Here is a 21,916-nt window from a genome sequence, read left to right as displayed (position 1 = left end):
TTATGGGCGGAAGGGCCGATTTCATGTGATTTGCACAGTTTTATGGTTGGACTGTTCCACTTTCAATCCGTACGTCGTATCCCTTTTTGTTGAACAAATTTCTCCAAAATCGAAAAATCCTCAGTCACTTCTTTGAATGGTAGCGTGTCCAGCACCTGTTCCCGGTAATTCTTTTTTGCCGCTGCGCTGAGACGGGAGTCTAGTATGCTGAGTATGCCAAGATCCGTTTCACTGCGAATCAAGCGTCCCGTTCCTTGCCTTAACCGGAGAAGCATATCCGGTACAAACACCTCCATGAACGAATTCTTCGTTACAGATGCCTTATATTCATAAATAGGGTCCGAAGGAACAGGGAAGGGCAGCCGGAAAATAATGACCTGTGACAGGTCAGAACCCTCGATATTCACGCCTTCCCAGAATACACCTGTACCCAGGAGCACACCTTTGCTTTTCCTGAATTCAGTGATAACACTGTCCTGGGAAGATCCTTCTTTCTGAATATGAACTGCCCATGTATATTCATCAGGCCTTGAAATCAGCTTCTTATGAATGTATTTCATGTCTTCCTTTGCTGAAAAAAGGACGATCGTTCTTCCTTGTGTTAAATCACAGAGTTGAACCAATTCGTTGTAGGCTGCTTCAAGATAGTTTTCGCGCTGGTCATGGTGGTAATATGGGACTACGTTCGAGATGTACATCATGGTATGGTTGGTGTAATCAAAAGGGGAGGATTTTCGATCCATAAAATCACCCTTATAACCGAGGGACTGCGTCAAATAAGAGTATTGTTCCTCCAGCGTATCCCCGCCTTGGCACAGCGTTGCCGACGTTAGGATAACAGGCGCTTTGCCATTAAATAAAGCATACTTCAGAAATTGGCTTATATCTTTGGGACAGATGCTGATCGTGGCTACTCCCAGGGGACTGCTTGCCCATATGAGATAGTTATCCTCTATTTCAGCCAAAACATGGATGAGGGTAATTAGCCCGTTTATAGCTTCAAAAGCGTCATCAATCTCCCGTTCGTGACGGGAGGTCAAAATGGAAAGGCGAAGACTGAGATCTTTCAAATCGTTCGAGACTTGATATAACGGTATTCCTTTGATCTCCGACACTTTTATACGGTCGCTATCCTGCTTGGCATGGTGGAGCAGATCCGCATTTATCTGTTGGAAGATGCGTTCAATACATTTTTTTATAAACTTGGATTGTGAGAAGAGACTTTTATCCCCGGACTGCTTCGTGAGAAGCTGCACAGTGTTATCCAGTATGCGGCAGATTCCCCGATAAGTGAACTCGAGCGTTCTGGCATCTCGAACTTTTGCTTCCAGATTATGCGCTTCATCAATGACGATCAGAGCAGGCTGTTCTGAGATGATACTCTTGGTGCCTTCTTTTTTCTTCATCAAATCCCGTATGAGCAGGTCCTGGTTCACAATAATAAAATCAATCTCATGGGCCTTTGCATTTAATTTAGCTCTCATATCGTAAAACAAGCACGCATTTTTATGATGGCAACGTTCAAATTTGCAATCATTTACGGAAAAGTTGGACCATTCGGCATCACTAATTCCAGCTTTAATATCCGCTCTTTCATCAATTTCAAAATCTAAAATGCGCTGGGCAAGGGTAGACAGTGAGGAGTTCGGATCATCAGACCTGTTCCATTCCGCGGCCCTACTTCGGCAGGCATACTGACCCATACCTTTCCCAACGACGGAGCGAACCGTTGTGAAGCCCAACCGGCTACCAATGACCCTTAAATCTTTATGTATCTGTTCCGAAAGCTGAATGGAAGATGTAGCTATAATGACCGGTTTCTGCGACATTTGATTCATGAGCAGGCTCGGTATCAGGTAGCCAAAAGACTTGCCGATTCCGACACCAGCTTCAATCATGGCGTTATGCCCGTGGATATAAGCATCGGCTATATCGAGAGACATTTCTTGCTGCCCGATTCGCTCTCTAAGACCAATTCGAGGGAACCGATCATAGATTCGGAAGATGGCGTTAACCAAAGAACGTTCGATTTCCCTTTTCGATTCCCGCTTATTTATCGTATAGAGTTCATTTAACCAATTCATAACGATCGCCCCTCTTCCAAATGAATGATCTTCTTGCAAGGAATTTTTTAGTCAAACTGTAATTATCTTAGATACTGAGATAACAGTCAAGTGTTCATAAGGAAGCGGTGGAAGGTAAGCAACCAGCCAATTGGTCAGATACGAAAAAACATTGGGCCGAATAAGACGAAGACAGTAATATGAAGACAAGGAGAAGAGCGAACAGGGCACACCAGTGCTTTGTTCGCTCTTCTTAATCAACGGTTGGAATTGATTAATTGAAATTCTTATAATAAACCAAATGATCTGTCCACTCATCGTTTTCGTGTATGAAACCTTTGCGAACACATTCAAATTCCATGCCTACACTTTCCGCAAGTTTCATAGAAGGTATATTATCCATATTAATATGGGCTTCTATACGGTGGAATTTCAGTTGTTCAAATGCAATAAGAAGAGCTTCATTCACGGCTTCTTTGCCGTAGCCTTTTCTCCAATACTGATTATGGATGGTATATCCGAAGCTTGCCCATTGAAAATCCGCTCTTGCTAAAGTCGCAATATCAATCATACCCAGATGTGTACCATCTTCCTTTCTAAATACACCAAATACATAAACGGCATCTGTACGCGCTAACTCTTGATGTCGATCTACAAGATGATGAAACCAATCCGGTGTACATTCAGTCATATCCATTTTCCCTTTATCGTGGCGGTGTTGGGAGGGAAAACGGTTTTCAAATGCATTTAACCAATTTTCATAGTCGTCTTTCTTTAAAGGTCTTATTATTAATCGTTCTGTCTCTGAAATACATCTGTTGAGAACAAGAACGAAAGGGACATCCATTTGATTAGAAATCACAATTAATAGGGCGGCTAGACATCTTTGCAATAAACGGTTTAATGGTAAAATAGTGAAAATGGTTCATGTTGGAGGATGCTCATGTATAAACTGATGATCGTAGAGGATGAACTGCTCATGCGGGTTGGAATTCGTTCCATGCTAAACTGGGAAGACTACAATTTCTATGTTGCGGGAGAAGCGGGGAACGGGAAGGAAGCGTTGGAACTCGCGCTAGAAGTGACCCCTGATCTAATTATTACCGATATCAAGATGCCGATCATGGATGGGTTAGAGCTCATACAAGAGGCATCTTGTTTATTGAAAACCTGCAAATATGTCATCCTGAGCAATTTTGACGAATTCCATTATGTAAAAGAGGCACTGAAGCTTGGGGCTGTAGACTACTTGATTAAAAGTGAGATTACAGAAACCTCTCTAGTTGATCTTCTTATCACCATTGAAGAGAAATTAAAAAGTGAACGTGACACTAAGACCAACGTACCATTTATGACACACGACTATTTCAAGAGCCTGAGACATCTAAAAGATAGCTTCTTCCAAGATGTTGTAAGCGGATTCATAAATGAAAAGGATATGGTTCCCAAAGCTGAAGAAATGCATTTCCGTATACGATCAGACAAGTTGGTCGTCATCCAGTTTATTGTGGACTATTACGAGGAAGCGAAGAGGAAATATGTCGAGAAGGGGGAAAAACTACTTCGATTCTCTATTCTGAATATTATGGAAGAGATCATTCCATCCAAATGGGAGAAAGAGATTTTCGTGGAAAGCTCCTCTGAATATTGGGTTATTGTCAATGTTCTTCCTGGGAGTGAGTCTGTGCAAGCTGATCTAAACAAACTATGTAATAAGCTTCTGTCTTCAATCAAAGATTTTATGAATCTGTCACTCTCAGCGGGTGTAAGTACAATCGTTTCCGATTTCCATGGCATAAGACAGGCATGTCGAGAAGCGGAATTCGCCCTAAAACAAAGTTTCTTTAAAGGCAGTAACCAGATACTGTATTACGCGGACGTGATTCAAGCTCCATCTCGGAGAGAAGTGAATGGAGTGCTCAGTCCGGAGCAGGAACGAGATTTTCTCAAATTATGGGTGAGTAAAGATAACAAAAAAGCGGAGGAATTCCTTGAAGAAATTCGCTCTGATCTGGAGGTGCAACTAGCAGATGAGAGCAGTATTCGCAAGCAATATATCATGGTGATGGAAACCATACACTCCCATCTCTCACGAGCTATTGAAAGAGGCAAACCTTCATTTACTGAGAGATCGCCTTACGAAATCGTTTTGAGTGGAGATTATTGGGAGGATATTCACCAAGATATGCTGGCTCATATTGCGTATTACTTTAAAACCGATTCCCAGATCATGCAGGAACGTTCCTACACAGACCTCGCCATTGAGTTAATGGACAAGTATTATGCCGAGGATATTTCGTTGCATAGTATTGCTAGCCAGATCAGTGTCAATCCTTCGTATCTTAGCCGATTGTTTAAGCAGGAAAAAGGAGAGAACTTCATCGCATACCTGACACGAGTTCGGATTGAACATGCCAAGGCTTACCTATTGAGCAGGGAACTGAGAGTATATGAAATCGCTGACAAGGTGGGCTACCATAATTACACGTACTTCAGTAAGATTTTCAAAAAATCGGTAGGATTCACTCCTGAGGAATATCGAGATCAACAGCAGGGACTCATGTAATCGGTGAATAGAGGTGCAGCATATGAAGCATGCCCGGCTCTTACCAATCAAGTACAAAATTATGGTGATATGCATTACAGTCATCATTCTTCCAGTACTTGTGATGACGATCAGTTCGTATTACTCCTCTGAGCGATTACTGGCACAGAATTATACAAATCTGCTCAACGATCTGGCCAAGCAGACGAATATTCGCATTGACGAGTTCCTAAAGGAGATTGAGAAGATCACACTGCTTGCCAGTAATGGACTTAGCGATAATTTATCTGCAACCCATGAAGGAAGCTTTCCGATCCAGGATTTCCTGCGAGAGGGTGATGAACAAAATGAGATTGCCGCATACAATATTTTGATGAATTATATCATGATGAAGGATCGCGTATTTTCCATCTACCTCTATAATTTGAACGGGGGACAAGATCTCTTCGTCAGTCCTAACCAGCCTATTGACCCGGACTTCAAAGTGGCGAACGAATTGTGGTTTAAAAAGTTCATGCATGATAATGATCGAACCATCACGTTGACAACCCGAATCGATGAGCAATTGGAGAATAAAATTCTGGCAGTGTCACACGCTCGTAAAATTCATGATGTGGCTAGCGGGGAACTGCTTGGCGTGATTGTCGTCAGCATTGATATAAAGTTCATCGAAATCGTTAATCTTAACTTGCAGGAAGGGCTACGTTCCAGGTTCATGATTGTCGATGAGAATGACAAAATTGTTTATAACGTAGATGACCGCTTAATCGGTACATTGTTCCGGGACAACGTTCGTCCTCCCGAATCATTAAATGTTGTGGTGACCAGTCCACTTAGTCAGCAGAAATGGACTACTTACTTATACATGCCTTTGGATGAGCTGACTGCCGACGGCAAAATATTAGGGCATAATCTGGTGACACTGTCCATTGTCCTGGTTCTTTTTGCTGCCATTATTTCGATTTTTCTATCTCATGTCATCACCACCCCCATCAAGAAGCTGCTGCGCAATATCTCGTTGGTCGAGAAGGGGCAGTTTGAACAAGTTGAACATATTCGATCTCGCGATGAGATTGGGCATTTATCGGTTCGATTTAACAAGATGTCACATGAATTGAAGCGTATGGTTGAGCGGATGCAACAGGAAGAGATAGAGAAGGCAAAGGCCGAGATGCGTGCGCTTCACGACCAGATCAAGCCTCATTTTCTGTATAATGCTCTGGGTTCAGTGAAATGGATCGCCTCCATGCAGCAGGCTGACAAAATCGTGGAAATGACAGATGCATTAATCTCGATGCTTCGTTATGCAACAAGATCCGATGGAACCCTCGTAACGATGCGTGAGGAAATCGATAATATAGCGAATTACGTGACGATCCAGAATGTCAGGTACTACGACTGTATTCAGATGAAATATGAGATTGAGGATAGACTGCTCGATTATCATATGCCCAAAATGATTCTGCAGCCCATTGTGGAGAATGCGATCTTTCACGGTCTGGCCGAACTTGAAGAAGACGGAGTCATTACCATTCGGATTCAACCACGGGGCAGAGATATTGTGATCGAAGTCTGCGATAATGGCATTGGTATGGATCAACATACGATCCAGAACTTTATGGAAGATAAGCTCGAAGCAGACAAAGGATCAGGAATCGGCCTGCATAATGTGCAGCGGCGTATTCAACTTCATTTTGGCAAGCCTTATGGAATACAGGTGGCTAGTCAGATTGGAGAAGGTACGACTTTTACCATTCTGCTACCTGCCATCATAGAAATAACGTAGTCATACATGGATTCATGCATACGTTTACATAGTAGAACGATTCCAACTATGTTTCGTAGGGTGAACACACCAAAAGAGCTTGCAGGATTAACTGCAAGCTCTTTTAATTATCCTTTGACGCTACCGAGTACCAAACCCTTTGTAAAGTATTTCTGCAAGAACGGATAAACGAGCAAAATCGGAATGGCACCCAAGAACATTTGAGCAGCGCGTCCAGTTCTGGCGTTCATCATAGATAACAGTTGAGTATAGTCTGATCCAGATTTTAGCATGATTTGCTCAAAGCTCTGCAGCAGGGTCTGCAGGTAGCTTTGTAATGGATAATTGGCTGGATTGTTCATATAGATAATGCCATCGAACCATGAATTCCAATGGCCGACGATACTGAACAAACCGACCGTAGCGAGAGCGGGCTTGAGGAGCGGCAGTAGAATACGAAGCAATACCTGCACAGGCCCTGCACCGTCGATGATCGCTGATTCTTCAATCTCCTCTGGCAAACCTCTAATGAAATTCATAAGAATAATCATACTAAATACGGGCAGAGCTCCGGGCAGAATCAGAGACCAAATCGAATCAATCAAGCCCATTTTGACGACCACCAGATAGGTAGGAATTAATCCTCCGCTAAATAACATGGTCACAATGAAAAATCCCATATAGATATTACGGCCCATCAATTTTTGTTTGGATTTGGATAGTGGATAGGCCGTGAGCACGATCAGAACCAGATTCACAAACGTTCCGAGAACGGTTCGTTGGATCGCCACCCAGAGAGAGGAGAAAAATGACCCTCCAGTTAATGCAAATTCATAAGCCTTAGTCGTGAATTCGACTGGCCAGAAGGTAACACTGCCCGCGGATACAGCGGAACTGCTACTGAATGAAACAGCCAACAGGTTGATAAATGGGAGGATACAGAGTAGGGAGATTAGAAGCAATATCGTGTAGTTTAGGATATGGAACAAACGCCTGCTCATACTTTTATCATAGATCATAATGATAGTTCCTCCTTAGAAGATACGATAGCCGGCTACCCTGTAAGCCAGGAAGTACGATACGGCAACGAGAACACTGGAAATGATGGATTTAAATAATCCGACAGCGGTACCAATCGAATACTGTGCCTGCTGAATTCCCAGACGGTATACATAGGTATCAATAATATCTCCCGTCTGATACACGACAGGGGAATACAGGTTATAGATTTGGTCAAATCCGGCATTGAGGACGTTACCAAGTGACAATACAGTCATTAAGACAATCGTTGGCATGAGAAGAGGTAAAGTGATGTAGATGGTCTGCTTCCATCGCTTGGCTCCATCAATTACCGCGGCCTCATATAGACCAGGGTCAATACTGGTTAGGGCTGCTAGATATACAACCGTGCCGAATCCGAAGCCTTTCCAGATATCACTCACGATCATGGTCCAAGGGAATATGGACGGTGTGCCCAGAAAAGAGATAGGTGCAATCCCGAATAAGCCTAGAAATGTGTTAATGATGCCATCGGAGCTAAGTATATCCAGCATGATGCCAGCCATAATGACCCAAGACAGAAAGTTCGGAATATAAACCAGGGTTTGAAATGTACGTTTGACACCACTGTTCAGCACTTCGTTAAGCAGTAATGCGAAAATAACAGGCACGATAATACCCCCGATAATCTTAAAGACGGACATATACAGTGTATTCCAGATAGTTCTTACGAAGTTAGGCTGACTAAATACATGCGAGAAATTGTCCCATCCAACCCATGGAGAGTTAAAGCCAAGACCCGGATTGTATTTCTGAAATGCAATAATAAGCCCGTAAAAAGGGATGTAGCTAAAGATGAAGACCAAGACTAGGCTTGGGATCAACATGAGATGGTAGGGACTCTGCTGCTTCCATTTTCTCAGCATTCATATTCCTCCGTTCTTGGCAACCGCATTATTATTTTCCGTAGGCATCATTAACTGCTTCGGTTGCTTCATCGCCTCCGGCCGCTCGCCAATTCTGGACGACAACATCGAAATAATCGATACGTTCACTACCCATGATGATCTTGGTGAAGCCTTCTGTCAGAATATCATCCAGCGTTGTACCGTAACTTGACAGCACCTCCGGTGAAACACCCCATAGCGCCGTCTTTGTGTAGTTCTCGCTATCGAGTACTTTCTTAGCCAGACCATACGCATTCTTTGGAGCACCCTGTTGCAGATAATCACCAACTGCTCCCGGTGTTGCATTCTTCATAAACTCAACACTGTTGTTATATTTCTGCCACATTCCCGAAGTTGTGAGTCCACTGGTATCCTCAGATTGGAGGGCTGCTGATACAGCCTCGAACTGCTCGTAATCTGAATTCGGATTAAGTACACGGAACGCCCCGACCACATGGGCAATATCATTGTCGAGCAAAGCGGATAGTGTTTCTTTGGATTCCTTACCATTGCCTTCATCAACGATATAAGCATAGTCATTCAAAATCTTAATCACCTCTTGAGGGCTCTTAAATCCCTTTTTCATGACAATATAATTGTTGTTGGCGAAGAAGATGGATTGTTTCGCTTCCTTTCCATCGATGGTAGGGATAATATACGGATAAAAGATCGCTTCCTTACCCAGATTGGCTACTGTATCAACACCAGGATTATAACCCCACCACTGGTAATAAGGCTGTACGCCCACTTTGCCGGCTACGATATCCGCGTTCATCGCATTAAAGTCTTTGATTGCAAATTCTGGGTCAATGATACCTTGCTTGTACCATTCCGACCACTCAGCCAGTGCATTCTTCATCTCAGACTGGACTGAGCCATACACTAATTTCCCACTGTTATCCTCCATCCACATATCTGGATGCGCATTCCATGCAATGGCGAGAAGGTTGAGGTAATCGAGCGATTGATCTACTGCTATACCATACCCGCCATGCTTTTCCATAAATTTCAGTGCAATGTTCTTGATGTCTTCAACAGATTTTGGATCCTGGAGACCCAGTTCTTCTTTCCAATCGTTCCGAATCCAGATGAAGTCTGGTTGTTCAATTAATCCCCAGTGCATCTGCGGTATCCCGTACAGCTTGCCGTCCTTCTTACCAGACTCATAACTGTCCGCATCCGTTTCCATGTAGCCTTTGAGACGTTCTGAAGCGTGTTGTTCAAAGACATCGGTAAGGTCCATTACCATATCTGCTTCGACCAACTGCCTTAATTGTGATGGATTAACCCTAAATACGTCGGGGAGATCATTCGATGCTATAGCCAAATTCAATTTGGTATCATACTCATCGCTGACCCAGTCTGTTTTGACATCGATATTAAACTGCTCTTTGTATCGCTTAATCCACACATTGTTTGTGATATCATCGCCCTTTGGATATTTGGCAGAAGTATATTCTGACGTTACGGTGTGGATGGTTGTTATTCCGCCCTCGTTGGCATCCGAATCGGTATTGGATGTACTTTTCTCGGTGCTGCTTCCATTCGTACAGGCGGCGACCAATAAGGTCGACAGGCATAAAGACAACATCAAAGTTTTGGTTTTCTTGTTCATTTCCTTTCCCCCTTAAGCGTCATATTTGAATACGTTTTCTTGAAAATAGTCTAAACGAGAAAGGGAGAACGGGATATAAAGGTTATTGACGAGAACCCGCATATTTTTTTACTTTTGGGTTAAAGCGGAGAAATGATAAAAGTGGGTTGTGCACTTTTTTTACTTTTCACCAAATCTTTTTTTACTCATGGCCCAATGACAACGACCCAGATATTTTGATTCGATATTATTACGTGGCAGCAGTATTAACAAAAACAATAGAATAATCTGGAATTTTAGGTTAAGATATATACATCTGAACAAAAAGGAGCGAATTTCAAATGACTAACAAGGTGATTGTGCTTTAGGTTCACAGAAGGATATTTGCGTAACAAGGATTCCTTTTGTGGACATTGCAGTGCGGGAAACCGTCCCATCAATGTTTACTGGAGGAGATTATTATTAATTTTAACGAAGCTGTTATCATCAGCAATACGCACGTACTGGCATTGGTATCCGAGTTATTCGATTTGGAGGGTTATAACATTCAGCTTATTCCACCTCATGAGGGTGGGCGGAATGTCGTTTACACCTGTGAGCAAGAGGGATGTGAATCGCTAATTCTCCGAGTGTCTTTTTTGCCTGACAGAAAGCGGGAAGATTACATTGCCGAACTGGAATATGTCCAGTATCTGTTTGATCATGGAGCTAGCGTTTCGAATGTGGTGAGTTCCAAGAAGGGCAATCTGCTGGAAGAGATCACTTATGATCATCATACGTTTTTTGTCAGCCTGTTTAACAAGGCTAAGGGAAAATTGCTAGTAGAGAACAATTATCAGTACCGGGAAGGCGTTCCAATTACCGAGCATTATTATAATTGCGGTAAAGTCCTGGGGAAAATGCACCAAGTATCGAAAGAATATAGTCCCGTCCATCGCCGGCATCATTTTTTTGATAATTACAAAGGTGAATATATCAATAACTTGATACCTGAATCATTCTCTCTGCTTAAGGAGAAGATGGTTGAGCTCCTGAATACCTTAAAAGGTTTGGATACAAACCAGGAAATATTCGGGATGATCCATTTCGATTATAACGACGGGAATTACTCGATCGATTTTGATACGGGTCAAATCACGGTGTATGATTTCGATAATTCATGCTTCGGTTGGTATATGTATGATCTGGCAGATCTATGGACACACGGTGTGGGCTGGATACAATTTGAACCTGACGCTGATAAACGCAAAGCGTTCATGCATGATTATTTTGAAACCGTCCTCGCTGGTTATACTTCTGAAACCAAGATCGAAGATTCGATGTTGGAGAAGCTGCCTTTATTTATTCAAGTCACCCTCTTGGAGAATATACTAGGTCAATTTGAGGAAATGCAGCATACTGGCGAAGAACTGGAAGATAACGAAGAAGTGTTGTATCTCATTAAATGTTTGGAAGAGGATATACCGTACAGGGGATTTTTCCATGACATGTATTCGAGTGAAGCACCCTTTACGTTATGAGGACCGCTGAAGTAACATTCACATGAAGCATGAATAACCAGTGACTAAACAAAGAGGCAGCCGGCATAGACCGGTTGCCTCTTTGTTTAGCTATGGCACTCTATTCAAATTTGGAAGGAGGCACGTTGTAAAATTTTTTAAATGCTTTGGAGAAGGTGAAGGGATCTGGATAGCCCAGAAATCCGGCAATTTGCTGGACCGTATATTTTTTCTCATACAGATAGTCCCGTGCCCGGTTCATCTTGATTTGATTGATGTACTGTCCTGGCGTAATACCCAGAATTTTCTTGAACAAAGAAATGAAATATTTCTCAGAGACACCTGCAATGGCTGCAAGCTCGTTAACTCGGATGACACGATGCAGATTCGCATCCACGTATGGGAATACGTTCTGCAGAACCTCCAGACTTCCTTCCGTTTTCCTCTGTTTTCGGTCTTTTAGAAATTCACCATTATACAGACCTTGCCCGTGAAGCTCCAAAATTTTTGCAATAACCAGAAGCAGAGAAGCCTTCAAGTAGAGTGGACTTCCGGAAGCGCCGCTGTCCTGCTGCTTGAACCTTCGATAGGACGAGGTGAACAGCGTAGATTCCTCCCGAACCAGGTTGCCAGGTACGATGCCGGGCAGTTGAAACTCACCCAGTATTCGCTTTTGCTCAGCGATGCTGAAATCAAAGTGCATGTATATGAATCGGCATAGCTCTCCGGTTGTGGAAGCAATATAGGGCATGTCCGGATAAAAAAACACGACGTCACCCGGGTCCGCCATATGTTCGATCCCGTCGATTGTAATCTTGACGGAGCCTGCTGTAATAAACCACAGATCATAATCGGAATGAGACTTGTGCTCCATCCAATTGCTGTCGTGTGTTTGTTCCAAATAAGAGCTCATGCGAAGTGTGATATATTCCGAAAGTTCGTCCATTATACTCATATTTACAATCCCTGTATGCGTCTGATCCAACTCATCATCCCTCCACTTTATGACATCCTTCATTTTTTACTAATGTGAAAAAGGGTTTATCCCTTGTTAATCATCGTACCATATGACATGTTTTGAAAACTATCACACATTCCGATTCCAGCCCACTCACCTATAATGAACTTATATCGTTACGAGGAGGGGTTATTGATGAATGCTACAAACACACAGCATCCAAAGGTAGTTGTTATTGGGGCGGGCAGCCTGTTTTTCGGTCGTCAGTCCATCTGGCAGATGGTTCACTCACCATACTTGAACCAGGGAACTTTGGCTTTAGTGGATACGGACGAGGAGCGGCTCTCGAAAATGGTAACACTTGCAGAGAGGGTCGCCCGGGAAAACAATGTATCCTTAAAGATTGAAGGTTCGGTGGATCGAAGACAAGTGCTGCCGGGAGCGGACTTCGTTGTGCTTAGCTTTGCAGAGCAATCAGTCAAATACCGGGGAATTGACTGCCAAGTCTCTCTAAAATACGGCATTCGCATGTGTTCCGGCGATACGATTGGCCCGGGTGGAATCTTTAGGGCAATGAGAGAGCTTCCGGTTATTATGGAATGCGCCAGAGACATTGAAGAGCTATGCCCTGATGCCTGGGTAATTAATTATATTAACCCGTCTACCGTACATGGCATCGCGTTACATCGCTATGCGCCGAAGCTTAAATCATTTGCCCTGTGCGATAGTCATCATATGCCGCACAAGAAAGCATATTACGCTGTAAGAGCTGGAATCATCGAAAAGACAGACGAGTTCACCAATGAGATCGACCGGAAATTCGATTTCCGCATCGCTGGCGTCAATCATTTCACTTGGCTGCTTAAAGCGGAATTCGAAGGTAAAAATGTGATGCCCCTAATCGCGGAAGCCATGCGCAAAATGGCAGGTGATGAGAACAACGGCGGTGATCGCGGCGCAAAAGCTATTTTTAACGATGCTATTACCTACGAACTGTATGATATTTTCGGAATCATTCCCACTTGCACCGCGCATACGAAGGAATACGTTCGGTATTGGCAAGGTCTGGGCAAGACTACAGACGCAATTCCGCCATTATCCATCTGGGAGACAGAGGACAGGTATCAGCGTCACGATGAAATGTGGCGTCAGGTGGATGACTTTCTTGCGGGAAATATCCCGATTGCCGATTACATGAGCACCTTTGGCCCGGATCATGCGACTGATATCATTGAGAACATGGTAGGAAATTTGGGGAAGAAGTTTTTCATCAATACGCTTAATCAAGGCGCGGTAACCAATATGAATGCAGATTCGTTCCTGGAAGTGCTGTGCGACGTGGGCATGGATGGAGTGAAGCCAGTTCTTGTAGGCGAGATGCCGCGCGGTGTAAGAGGTATGCAAGAACTTGTACTGGATACGCATGAGCTTACGGTCGAAGCTGTTCTGGAACAGAGCTACGAGAAGCTGAGAAGGGCGATGCTCACCGATCCACTCGTGAATTCCATCAGTGACGCGGACAAGATCATTCATGAATTGTTGGAACTGGAGCGTGATATGATTCCCGACGTCTGGTACAAGGACAGACTGCAGTATAGCTAAGATATAGATAACGATAAAAGACCACGTAGTTTCCTTCAGAAGGGTTAACGTGGTCTTTGGTTTTATTAAGAAATCCTAGTGTCGAGCAATCCCGCTTCGTGGAAGTCGTTGCCAAGGAAGCCTACGAACGCGGATTGGGATCTCGCACGACGGCGAAGGGGTCTTATAATGACGCATATACGTACAAATTATTCAGATTGCTGAAGATGGCTGACCTCAATTTCGTTTCCAATCCTCTGGTCAACATTCACCTGCAAGGACGCTTCGACACGTATCCAAAAAGAAGAGGTCTGACACGTGTCAAAGAGCTGCAGGAAACTGGTCTTAACGTGTGCTTCGGTCATGATGACATTTTCGATCCATGGTATCCGATAGGAACGGGCAACATGCTCCAAGTACTGCACATGGGTATTCATGCTTCGCAGTTGCTGGGTTATGATCAAATCGTAAATTCGGTCGATCTCATTACGAAAAACAGCGCAAGAACGTTGCATATCGAGGATGTATACGGCATTTAAATGGGAAAACCTGCCAACTTCATTGTTCTTGAAGCAGAGAACGAATACGAGGCTGTTCGCAAACAGGCTGGTGTACTCTACTCGTATAGAGGTGGCCGCAAAATCGCAGAAACAAAACCGCGGGACACGTCGATCATTCTTGAAGGTGGTTCGGAGAAGGATACTTTCAATAAATAATCAAATGAAAAGTGCGATGCATCAACCAGAGTACTCGCATTAGCCAAAAAATCCCCTCAGGGTGGACAGGTCAATAGATATTCCATGATTGTGGACTCTCACTGTACAAAAGAGGGGATTTTTGGTGTTCCGTTTTGAAAGTCGAGATAGAGACGAGAGAAAGTCCTCACAATGAAGCTGTGACGGCATTTTTTAATTTGGATACGCCTTCCTGTAGTTGAACATCTGACAAATGTGCAAATGACAAATAGATACCATACTTCGTACCGTCAGGCGTTGAACTGCTGACTTCTGAGTATACAACCCCTTCTGACCTAGCCGATGTCCGAAAGACTTCATAAGTGGACGCATCACCTCGCCACCAGCCAAACACGTGCAGACCTGCTTCATTTTCCACCCAATCAAACCAGATGGAGAGTTGCTGGTTCAAAAGTTTGAGTAACAGATGAAATTTGCGACTGTATAAACGATTCATCCTACGCAGATGACGCTCATATTGGCCGCTTGTCATAAATGCTGCTAATGCCCGCTGCTCGATCAGATTGACGGGTCTTGGCTCGTATAATGCCTGTGCTTTTCTAAAGGTGTCTGCCAAAGTGGGGGGGAGAACCACATAACCAAGCCGTACTTCTAAAGGCAAGGTTTTCGTGAAGCTGCCCAGGTAGATTACGCGTCCCGCTTTATCAAGTGTTTTCAGCGGTTCAACATGCATTCCGCGATATCGGAATTCACTATCATAATCATCCTCCACAATCATAGCATCATGACGATGTGCCCAGTCCAGCAATGTTTGTCTGCGTTCAAGGCTGAGCATTTCGCCAGTAGGAAATTGTCGTGATGGTGTGACAAACAACATACGTGCATCCCAGTTTTGGGGAACAACGCCTTGACCATCGAGATTGGCTTCAATCAACTTTGCACCTGCAGCCAAAATGGCTTGTGAAATTCCGATATAACAAGGACTTTCCGTCACTACATGATCCCCAGGATCTGCAAGTAATTGAGTGAGTAGAGCTATAGCTTGCATAGAACCTGCAGTCACTGCAATGTGATCTGCATCGACTTGAATCCCCCGCATCCGCCGTAGGTAGGCAGCAATGGCTTCTCGCAATTTCGGCTCCCCTGTTGAACTAACAAGAGCAGAGGTTGTTTCTATGTGATGCTCTCGATTTCGTATCTCAGCATACAATCGATTGTTCCATTCATCGTAAGGGAATTTGGAGAAATCAGGCTGGTATTTGCTAAAGTCAATAACTTCGTCGCCCTCTAGTCTGGAATCACTTTTTTGTGCAATTGTTTGTGAATTCCTTTGAGTTGTGTGCTGTTCAAACTGCTGAATACGATTCCCCCAGGCTGATAAGTGATGAGCGCAAGCTTTCACGGTGGACGCATCATTGCTTAAATCCAACTGATAAGCAACAAAGGTTCCTCTTCCATGCTCTGAATGAATGTAACCTTGAGCAGTCAACGTATCGTATACCTGATTCACTGTTCCTCGGGAAATGTGATACGTGGCAGCTAACTCTCTCGTAGATGGTAACTTCTCGCCATGCACCAGATTACCTTCATGAATAGCATCACGAATGGCATGGTAGAGAGCCTTCATCTTGGTATATTTTCGGTTCAAATATGAACTGTAAGCTACATGGAATTGCATATGCCCTCCAGAGGTTATTTTAGAAGTGGTACAATAAAAACCAAAAATATTGGATCTTTTTAGTTGTCCATTCTCATTTTATACTAAATCATAGGTTGAAGTGAAACAATAAAGTTAAATAGGAGGAATACAATCATGCAAACAGGTACAGATCGTGTAAAAAGAGGAATGGCTGAGATGCAAAAAGGCGGCGTCATCATGGACGTCATGAATGCAGAGCAAGCTAAAATCGCTGAAGCGGCAGGGGCAACAGCTGTTATGGCTCTTGAACGGGTACCCTCCGATATTCGCGCAGCTGGCGGTGTAGCTCGCATGGCAGATCCAACCATCGTGGAAGAGGTTATGAAGGTTGTATCTATTCCGGTTATGGCCAAGGCGCGTATCGGTCATTACATAGAAGCCAAAGTGCTTGAATCTCTAGGTGTGGACTATCTCGATGAAAGTGAAGTTCTTACGCCTGCAGACGAAGTGTTCCATATCGATAAACATGAGTTCACTGTACCATTTGTATGTGGAGCCAAAGATTTGGGAGAAGCTTTGCGTCGTATTGGCGAAGGCGCATCGATGATTCGTACAAAAGGTGAGCCTGGAACGGGCAACATTGTTGAGGCAGTTCGTCATATGCGTCTGATTAACAGCCAGATCCGCAAAGTGAAAAACATGTCCAAGGACGAGTTATACGCTGAAGCAAAAAATCTGGGCGTAGCTTATGAATTACTGCGCGATGTTCATGAAAATGGAAAACTTCCTGTCGTTAACTTTGCAGCAGGCGGTGTAGCCACTCCGGCAGACGCTGCACTAATGATGCATCTGGGAGCAGACGGTGTGTTTGTAGGATCCGGTATTTTCAAATCAGATAACCCTGAGAAATTCGCTCGTGCAATCGTTGAAGCTACAACACATTACACGGATTACAAACTGATTGCCGAAGTATCCAAAAACTTGGGTGCCCCTATGAAAGGCATTGAAATTTCTAAATTGGCTCCAGAAGAGCGCATGTCCAACCGCGGTTGGTAAGCGTAAATAGAACAGAGGTTTTAAAGTAGTGTTATGATTCTACACAACGCTGTATATGAGTATTGAGCCTGAATGAAGTAGGAATGGATATCAAGAAAAGCCGATCAATGGATAAAATTGATCGGCTTTGTTGTGCTTTAGGGTCTGAATCATGCGTTTCATCTTAATTTCGCCCTTAAACCTGTGATAAAATAGTATATTTGAGAGTGAAATTCAGCATCGATGTCGATGAAAGGCGGATGTTCAAACATGTTCAATGTAGCAATCTGTGATGACGAGGAGAAACAAAGAGAACTTGTAAAAACGATGCTTATCTCCTTATCTCTAAAAACGAATATTGATTTTCAAATTACATTATTTGCATCCGGTGAGCAGCTCGTCTCACATTATAAAAACGTTGGAGACGCGTTTCATATCCTCATCATGGATGTGGAAATGAGCGGAATGAACGGAATCCAGACAGCCCAAGAAATCAGGAATATGAAGTATCTGGATGTGCAAATCATGTTTCTGACAAGCTATCCAGAGTATATGGTGGAGAGCTTTGATGTGGTTACTTTTCAATATCTGATCAAACCAATCCTGCCGGATATCTTCGAGGAGAAGATGATTAAGCTGTGCAAATATTTTCAAGCGCTGGACAAAAAGTATGTACTGATTAAGTCAGATTATGAAGAACTTCTATTGAAATACGATGATATTCTCTGGATTGAGGTCATGAAGAGTTTGACGATCAAGAACAAATTGAAATTTGTGACTCAGGAAAATTCGCATGAGAGCAAAGGCATCTTATCCGGTTATGCCACCGCCTTGAAAGATCATGGTTTCTTGCAAATTCATCGCTCGATTATCATCAACCTGATGCATGTTCAGAAGTTTGCGGGTACTCAAGTCGTCATGTTAAATGGTACGGAATTGCCTATAGGCCGCTCTAAAGTCAAGGAAGTCAAGGATGCTTATACCAAATATATGATCATGAGGATTCAGTGAAATGGATATGTATGTAATCTTGTCCATCTTCGTCGTCCCTTTACTTATGGCATTCCAGGTGAATTTTTATTTCAATTCCGTGCTGGGCAAGTCCAAACGAAAGCCATACAGAGTAATCTATTTCATTGTATTTATCGTACTAGGGTATTTCTATTTGGTATCTTCATTTTCACCTGTCGTTTCGTCCGCTTTTGCATTGTTATTCATCTTCAGCCTGGCACAATCCTATGAGGTGGAATTCATCAAAAAAATTGCATTTACCATCCTCTATGCAGTACTGCTCACAACGGTAAATTACATTGCCGTATATATTATGAGTGCGATCGATTCCACGGATTACAGCATATGGGATCATTTCAACGTGGATTATCACTGGGTGTTCTCCAAAGTGATGCTGCTTGGTTGCGGTATCATGTTCATTGTTATCCAGATTGTGCGTTTGATTGCCAAACGAAGAAGTTTCGCTATGCATTATCGTTATTATTTCTTGTTTCTGATCGTACCTACCATTACGATCTATCAGATCAATGTGGCCTCAACTTATAGTGAAAAAAACATATATTATGTCGTTTCCGTATTAGGCTCCCTTTTTCTTAATGTGTTCATTGTTTATCTATTCGATAATATGGTAGAAAAGGTTCAGCTCGCACATGAAAATGTTCAACTACAGCGTCAGATGGACTATCAGGATGCCAACTATGAGAAGACAGTGCACAGTTTCAAAAACGTGAAAAGCATCATCCATGATACCAATCAGCAGTTCCTGTACATTGAAGAGTGTATCAAGCAAAACAAGCTTGATGCCGCAGGTGAGCATATTAAACTCACATTGAATAAGATTGAAGGAGCGTACCAGCGGGTGAACTCCGGCAATCTTGTTATCGATGCCCTTGTTACAAATACCATCGCCGTGGGGCAGGCAAATGGGATCAAAGTCGACACCCGTATTCAACTCCATTCACAACATCTCCATATCGATCGTTATGATCTGTGCGTTGTGCTCGGTAATATGTTGGATAATGCCATCGAAGCTTCCAAGAAAGTTAGACATGCCGAAGACAGGTATATCCTGGTTGCAATTCACTCCACAGCGTCTGCACTTGTAATCCAGATTCTAAATCATGTGGAGCAAAAATTGACTCACTTCAAGAGTGAGAAGCCCAATCCCGAGTTCCATGGGATCGGCTTAACCAATATATCGAGAATGTGCGACAAGTATGGCGGACATATGAGTATCGAGAATCATCATCGGACATTTAATAACATGGTCGTTCTTCCTTTTGACATGAACAGTCTCTGAACATACCGTTCGGGGATTGTTTTTTTCCATTCAGGGTTCGTTATCGTTCTATATACTTCTTCCCCGATATGATGAATGTAATTATATGAGCAGTATCATAAGGGAGGAAGTTATTATAATGAAGAAACTAATCAGTATGCTATGTACGGCTGTACTTGTAGTCATTCCGATGACAGATGTCAGTGCAGAGACGAACAAGATGGGAGCGATTGAAGATCAGGCTGGGCGACTCGCCACAGAGATGGTGCAGAATTATGGTGTCACAGGTTTACAATATGCGATCATGGATGAAGGGAAGATCATTTTGTCCGACAGTGTTGGATTCCAGGACAAAGCATCCAAAACACCAGTCGACAAGGATACCATGTTTGGAATAGGTTCCGTTAGCAAAATGGTTGTCACGGCTGCCACCATGATGCTGGTGGATTCCGGTAAAGTGGATCTGGATCAGCCCCTCACTTCCTATATTAAAGATTTTGAAATGGCAGATGCCCGGTATACCCAAATAACTCCGCGAATGCTCATGAACCATTCCTCCGGGCTTTATGGTACCCATTATGGAAACAGTATGTTATTTGACGATACCGATACCCGCAATCATGATGAATTACTACTCAAACTAAAGTCAGAGAAATTGAAATCAAACCCGGGAGCCTATTCCGTCTATAGCAATGATGGCTTTCAATTGCTTGAGATATTGGTTGAACGTGTGAGTGGATTGAGCTACAGCGAATTTATTGCCAAGTTCATTAGTGAGCCGTTACAGCTGCAAGCAACCAAGACACCGCTTGATTCTTTTGATAGAAAACAATTATCCGAAACATATTGGCCTTCGTTTGAAACAAAACTGCCTGTTGAAAATGCCAATATCATCGGTGCAGGTGGAGTCTACTCGACTGCAGAAGAATTAAGCAAGTTCGCTGAAGTACTGATAGGAAACAAACCGGATATTCTATCCAAATCAGCAGCAGAGTCCATGCAAAATCATGAATATCGTCGGGGAATATGGGTGTCCGAAGAGAGAAATACCTTCAATTATGGTCTCGGATGGGATGCTGTAGCACTAGCACCGTTCAGCGATTATGGCATCACCGCACTTGCCAAAGGTGGAGACACCATGATGTATCATGCCTCATTAATCACTATACCGGAACATGATATATCAATAGTGGTCCTATCTTCGGGCGGGTCTTCTATCTATAATCAGATGTTTGCCACTAAAGTTCTGCTGGAGGTTCTTCAGGATCAAGGAATCATCGACGAAATAGAGCCTGAACAAACATTCTCACCACCTGTCAAAACAACGATGCCATCGGAATTAACGGCGTATTCCGGCCTCTATGGTACGGTAGGTTCAACCCTTGATATAGAGGTTAAGAATGGAGAACTCGCACTTCCGGCTATGCAAGGAGGACTTATCCCGGAGCAGAATTACGTGTACACGGGTGAAGGGGAATTTACGAGTGACGATGGAAGTGTGAAGGTCAGCTTCGAGAAAGAAAGCAACGACAAGGTATATTTTAAAGTTCAGGCGAATATCACGCTGCCTGGACTAGGCCAAACGGTGATGAACACATATGATTATCAAAAATTGGAAAATAATTCGCTAGATACAGCATCGAAAAAGAAATGGAAGGCCAGAAACGGCTCGAAATATTACGCGCTGGATGAAAAGATAACGTCGATCTTCTATCTGGTTCCATCGATGCTGATCAAAAACCTGTCCGTAGATGTGGAGAACGGATATGCGAATGGTACCCGTGTTGTTGATCCGGATAATGCAGAGAATGTTGCCCAGATTCCTGTGATGAACGGAAGAGATGCTTTCGATCTGCATTTCCGCACGAAGAACGAAGCGGAGTACTTAACTCAGGATGGACAGGAGTATATTGCGGAGGAAGCCATTACACCAATCTTCGGTGGGAAAACAGGCATCACCACCATCCCGTCAAATGGTCAAGCTCGGTGGTATGCCATCAACTCCCGCTCGGCGAACAAAACGTTAACCGTGGATTCTCCAGAGAGCGGAGGTTATGCGGTTTATAACGATAAAGGTGAAGTGGTACAATTTTCGAAAGCAACCAATCAACAATCAACGCTGCTTCCCAAAGGTGGTTTTATCGTCTTTGGTGGTGAAGCGGGAGATGTCTTCAAGATTCAACTAAAGTGATTGCATAAGGAAAAATGATTTCACTCGAAAATATCGGATCTGAGCGTAGGTTGCTCGTGATCCGATATTTTTCTTTTTTATAAGCCCAAACACAACATGATTCTCCTTCATAGGT

At 43.3% G+C, this 21,916-nt stretch carries 15 protein-coding genes and 1 pseudogene; 9 read left to right on the top strand and 7 right to left on the bottom strand.

All coding sequences use genetic code 11. The features are described from left to right. Positions 1-62: 62 nt before the first annotated feature. Both AC3ITG_RS18395 and AC3ITG_RS18390 read right to left on the bottom strand, forming a co-directional pair. Positions 63-2,084, bottom strand: a complete 2,022-nt coding sequence (locus AC3ITG_RS18395) for an ATP-dependent DNA helicase (RefSeq protein ID WP_489250937.1) — start codon at positions 2,082-2,084, stop codon at positions 63-65. Positions 2,085-2,337: 253 nt separating this feature from the next. Beyond that, positions 2,338-2,910 (bottom strand): GNAT family N-acetyltransferase, encoded by a 573-nt coding sequence (locus AC3ITG_RS18390; protein WP_489254494.1) that lies wholly within the window; start codon positions 2,908-2,910, stop codon positions 2,338-2,340. 96 nt (positions 2,911-3,006) lie between these two features. Here AC3ITG_RS18390 and AC3ITG_RS18385 point away from each other — a divergent pair, with 96 nt between their 5' ends. Next, a complete protein-coding gene (locus AC3ITG_RS18385) occupies positions 3,007-4,629 on the top strand; it encodes a helix-turn-helix domain-containing protein (protein WP_489250936.1) in 1,623 nt (540 codons plus the stop codon). 22 nt (positions 4,630-4,651) lie between these two features. Continuing rightward, entirely contained in the window at positions 4,652-6,394 is a 1,743-nt protein-coding gene (locus AC3ITG_RS18380; protein ID WP_489250935.1) for a cache domain-containing sensor histidine kinase, read from the top strand. A gap of 107 nt (positions 6,395-6,501) precedes the next feature. On the opposite strand, the gene AC3ITG_RS18375 is transcribed toward AC3ITG_RS18380, so the two are convergent. From AC3ITG_RS18375 to AC3ITG_RS18365, 3 genes are read right to left on the bottom strand one after another with little or no spacing between them, the layout of a single operon-like run. Next, positions 6,502-7,392 (bottom strand): carbohydrate ABC transporter permease, encoded by an 891-nt coding sequence (locus AC3ITG_RS18375; protein WP_379441767.1) that lies wholly within the window; start codon positions 7,390-7,392, stop codon positions 6,502-6,504. A gap of 15 nt (positions 7,393-7,407) precedes the next feature. Then, complete coding sequence (locus tag AC3ITG_RS18370; RefSeq protein ID WP_489250934.1) at positions 7,408-8,298, bottom strand: ABC transporter permease; 891 nt, start codon at positions 8,296-8,298, stop codon at positions 7,408-7,410. A 31-nt stretch (positions 8,299-8,329) separates the two neighbouring features. Continuing rightward, on the bottom strand, positions 8,330-9,934 hold the full coding sequence (locus AC3ITG_RS18365; RefSeq protein ID WP_489250933.1) for a type 2 periplasmic-binding domain-containing protein: 1,605 nt from the start codon (positions 9,932-9,934) through the stop codon (positions 8,330-8,332). A 383-nt stretch (positions 9,935-10,317) separates the two neighbouring features. On the opposite strand from AC3ITG_RS18365, the gene AC3ITG_RS18360 reads away from it, so the two are divergent. Then, positions 10,318-11,433 carry a phosphotransferase enzyme family protein gene (locus tag AC3ITG_RS18360; RefSeq protein ID WP_489250932.1) on the top strand — a complete coding sequence of 372 codons (1,116 nt, stop codon included), beginning with the start codon at positions 10,318-10,320 and terminating at the stop codon, positions 11,431-11,433. A 100-nt stretch (positions 11,434-11,533) separates the two neighbouring features. Here the strand turns inward: AC3ITG_RS18360 and AC3ITG_RS18355 are convergent, their stop codons facing one another. Beyond that, a complete protein-coding gene (locus AC3ITG_RS18355) occupies positions 11,534-12,367 on the bottom strand; it encodes an AraC family transcriptional regulator (protein WP_489254493.1) in 834 nt (277 codons plus the stop codon). Positions 12,368-12,565: 198 nt separating this feature from the next. Between AC3ITG_RS18355 and AC3ITG_RS18350 the strand changes: the two genes are divergently transcribed. After that, positions 12,566-13,972, top strand: coding sequence for a family 4 glycosyl hydrolase (locus tag AC3ITG_RS18350; RefSeq protein WP_489250931.1), 1,407 nt, complete (start codon positions 12,566-12,568; stop codon positions 13,970-13,972). 56 nt (positions 13,973-14,028) lie between these two features. Further along, positions 14,029-14,667 (top strand): annotated as a pseudogene (locus tag AC3ITG_RS18345) (amidohydrolase family protein). A gap of 166 nt (positions 14,668-14,833) precedes the next feature. On the opposite strand, the gene pdxR reads toward AC3ITG_RS18345, so the two are convergent. Continuing rightward, positions 14,834-16,324 (bottom strand): MocR-like pyridoxine biosynthesis transcription factor PdxR, encoded by a 1,491-nt coding sequence (pdxR, locus tag AC3ITG_RS18340; protein ID WP_413371928.1) that lies wholly within the window; start codon positions 16,322-16,324, stop codon positions 14,834-14,836. A 135-nt stretch (positions 16,325-16,459) separates the two neighbouring features. Between pdxR and pdxS the strand changes: the two genes are divergently transcribed. From pdxS to AC3ITG_RS18320, 4 genes are all read left to right on the top strand, one after another. After that, positions 16,460-17,341, top strand: a complete 882-nt coding sequence (pdxS, locus tag AC3ITG_RS18335; protein WP_064637446.1) for a pyridoxal 5'-phosphate synthase lyase subunit PdxS — start codon at positions 16,460-16,462, stop codon at positions 17,339-17,341. A 249-nt stretch (positions 17,342-17,590) separates the two neighbouring features. Beyond that, positions 17,591-18,331, top strand: coding sequence for a LytR/AlgR family response regulator transcription factor (locus AC3ITG_RS18330; protein WP_489250930.1), 741 nt, complete (start codon positions 17,591-17,593; stop codon positions 18,329-18,331). Between the two features lies 1 nt (position 18,332). Further along, positions 18,333-19,631, top strand: coding sequence for a GHKL domain-containing protein (locus AC3ITG_RS18325; protein ID WP_413371926.1), 1,299 nt, complete (start codon positions 18,333-18,335; stop codon positions 19,629-19,631). Between the two features lie 118 nt (positions 19,632-19,749). Beyond that, positions 19,750-21,801, top strand: a complete 2,052-nt coding sequence (locus AC3ITG_RS18320; RefSeq protein WP_489250929.1) for a serine hydrolase domain-containing protein — start codon at positions 19,750-19,752, stop codon at positions 21,799-21,801. Positions 21,802-21,916: the final 115 nt, after the last annotated feature.

Source organism: Paenibacillus sp. GL_099_B (genome assembly GCF_057835695.1).
This window is presented reverse-complemented; position numbering and strand designations above follow the sequence as displayed.

Bases quoted from the DNA above. Each gene is read 5' to 3' on its own strand.
- pdxS (WP_064637446.1), top strand. From the start codon at position 16,460: ATGCAAACAGGTACAGATCGTGTAAAAAGAGGAATGGCTGAGATGCAA.
- AC3ITG_RS18395 (WP_489250937.1), bottom strand. From the start codon at position 2,084: ATGAATTGGTTAAATGAACTCTATACGATAAATAAGCGGGAATCGAAA.
- AC3ITG_RS18355 (WP_489254493.1), bottom strand. From the start codon at position 12,367: ATGAGTATAATGGACGAACTTTCGGAATATATCACACTTCGCATGAGC.
- AC3ITG_RS18385 (WP_489250936.1), top strand. From the start codon at position 3,007: ATGTATAAACTGATGATCGTAGAGGATGAACTGCTCATGCGGGTTGGA.
- AC3ITG_RS18365 (WP_489250933.1), bottom strand. From the start codon at position 9,934: ATGAACAAGAAAACCAAAACTTTGATGTTGTCTTTATGCCTGTCGACC.
- AC3ITG_RS18390 (WP_489254494.1), bottom strand. From the start codon at position 2,910: ATGGATGTCCCTTTCGTTCTTGTTCTCAACAGATGTATTTCAGAGACA.
- AC3ITG_RS18320 (WP_489250929.1), top strand. From the start codon at position 19,750: ATGAAGAAACTAATCAGTATGCTATGTACGGCTGTACTTGTAGTCATT.
- AC3ITG_RS18330 (WP_489250930.1), top strand. From the start codon at position 17,591: ATGTTCAATGTAGCAATCTGTGATGACGAGGAGAAACAAAGAGAACTT.
- AC3ITG_RS18325 (WP_413371926.1), top strand. From the start codon at position 18,333: ATGGATATGTATGTAATCTTGTCCATCTTCGTCGTCCCTTTACTTATG.
- AC3ITG_RS18370 (WP_489250934.1), bottom strand. From the start codon at position 8,298: ATGCTGAGAAAATGGAAGCAGCAGAGTCCCTACCATCTCATGTTGATC.
- AC3ITG_RS18380 (WP_489250935.1), top strand. From the start codon at position 4,652: ATGAAGCATGCCCGGCTCTTACCAATCAAGTACAAAATTATGGTGATA.
- AC3ITG_RS18375 (WP_379441767.1), bottom strand. From the start codon at position 7,392: ATGATCTATGATAAAAGTATGAGCAGGCGTTTGTTCCATATCCTAAAC.
- AC3ITG_RS18350 (WP_489250931.1), top strand. From the start codon at position 12,566: ATGAATGCTACAAACACACAGCATCCAAAGGTAGTTGTTATTGGGGCG.
- pdxR (WP_413371928.1), bottom strand. From the start codon at position 16,324: ATGCAATTCCATGTAGCTTACAGTTCATATTTGAACCGAAAATATACC.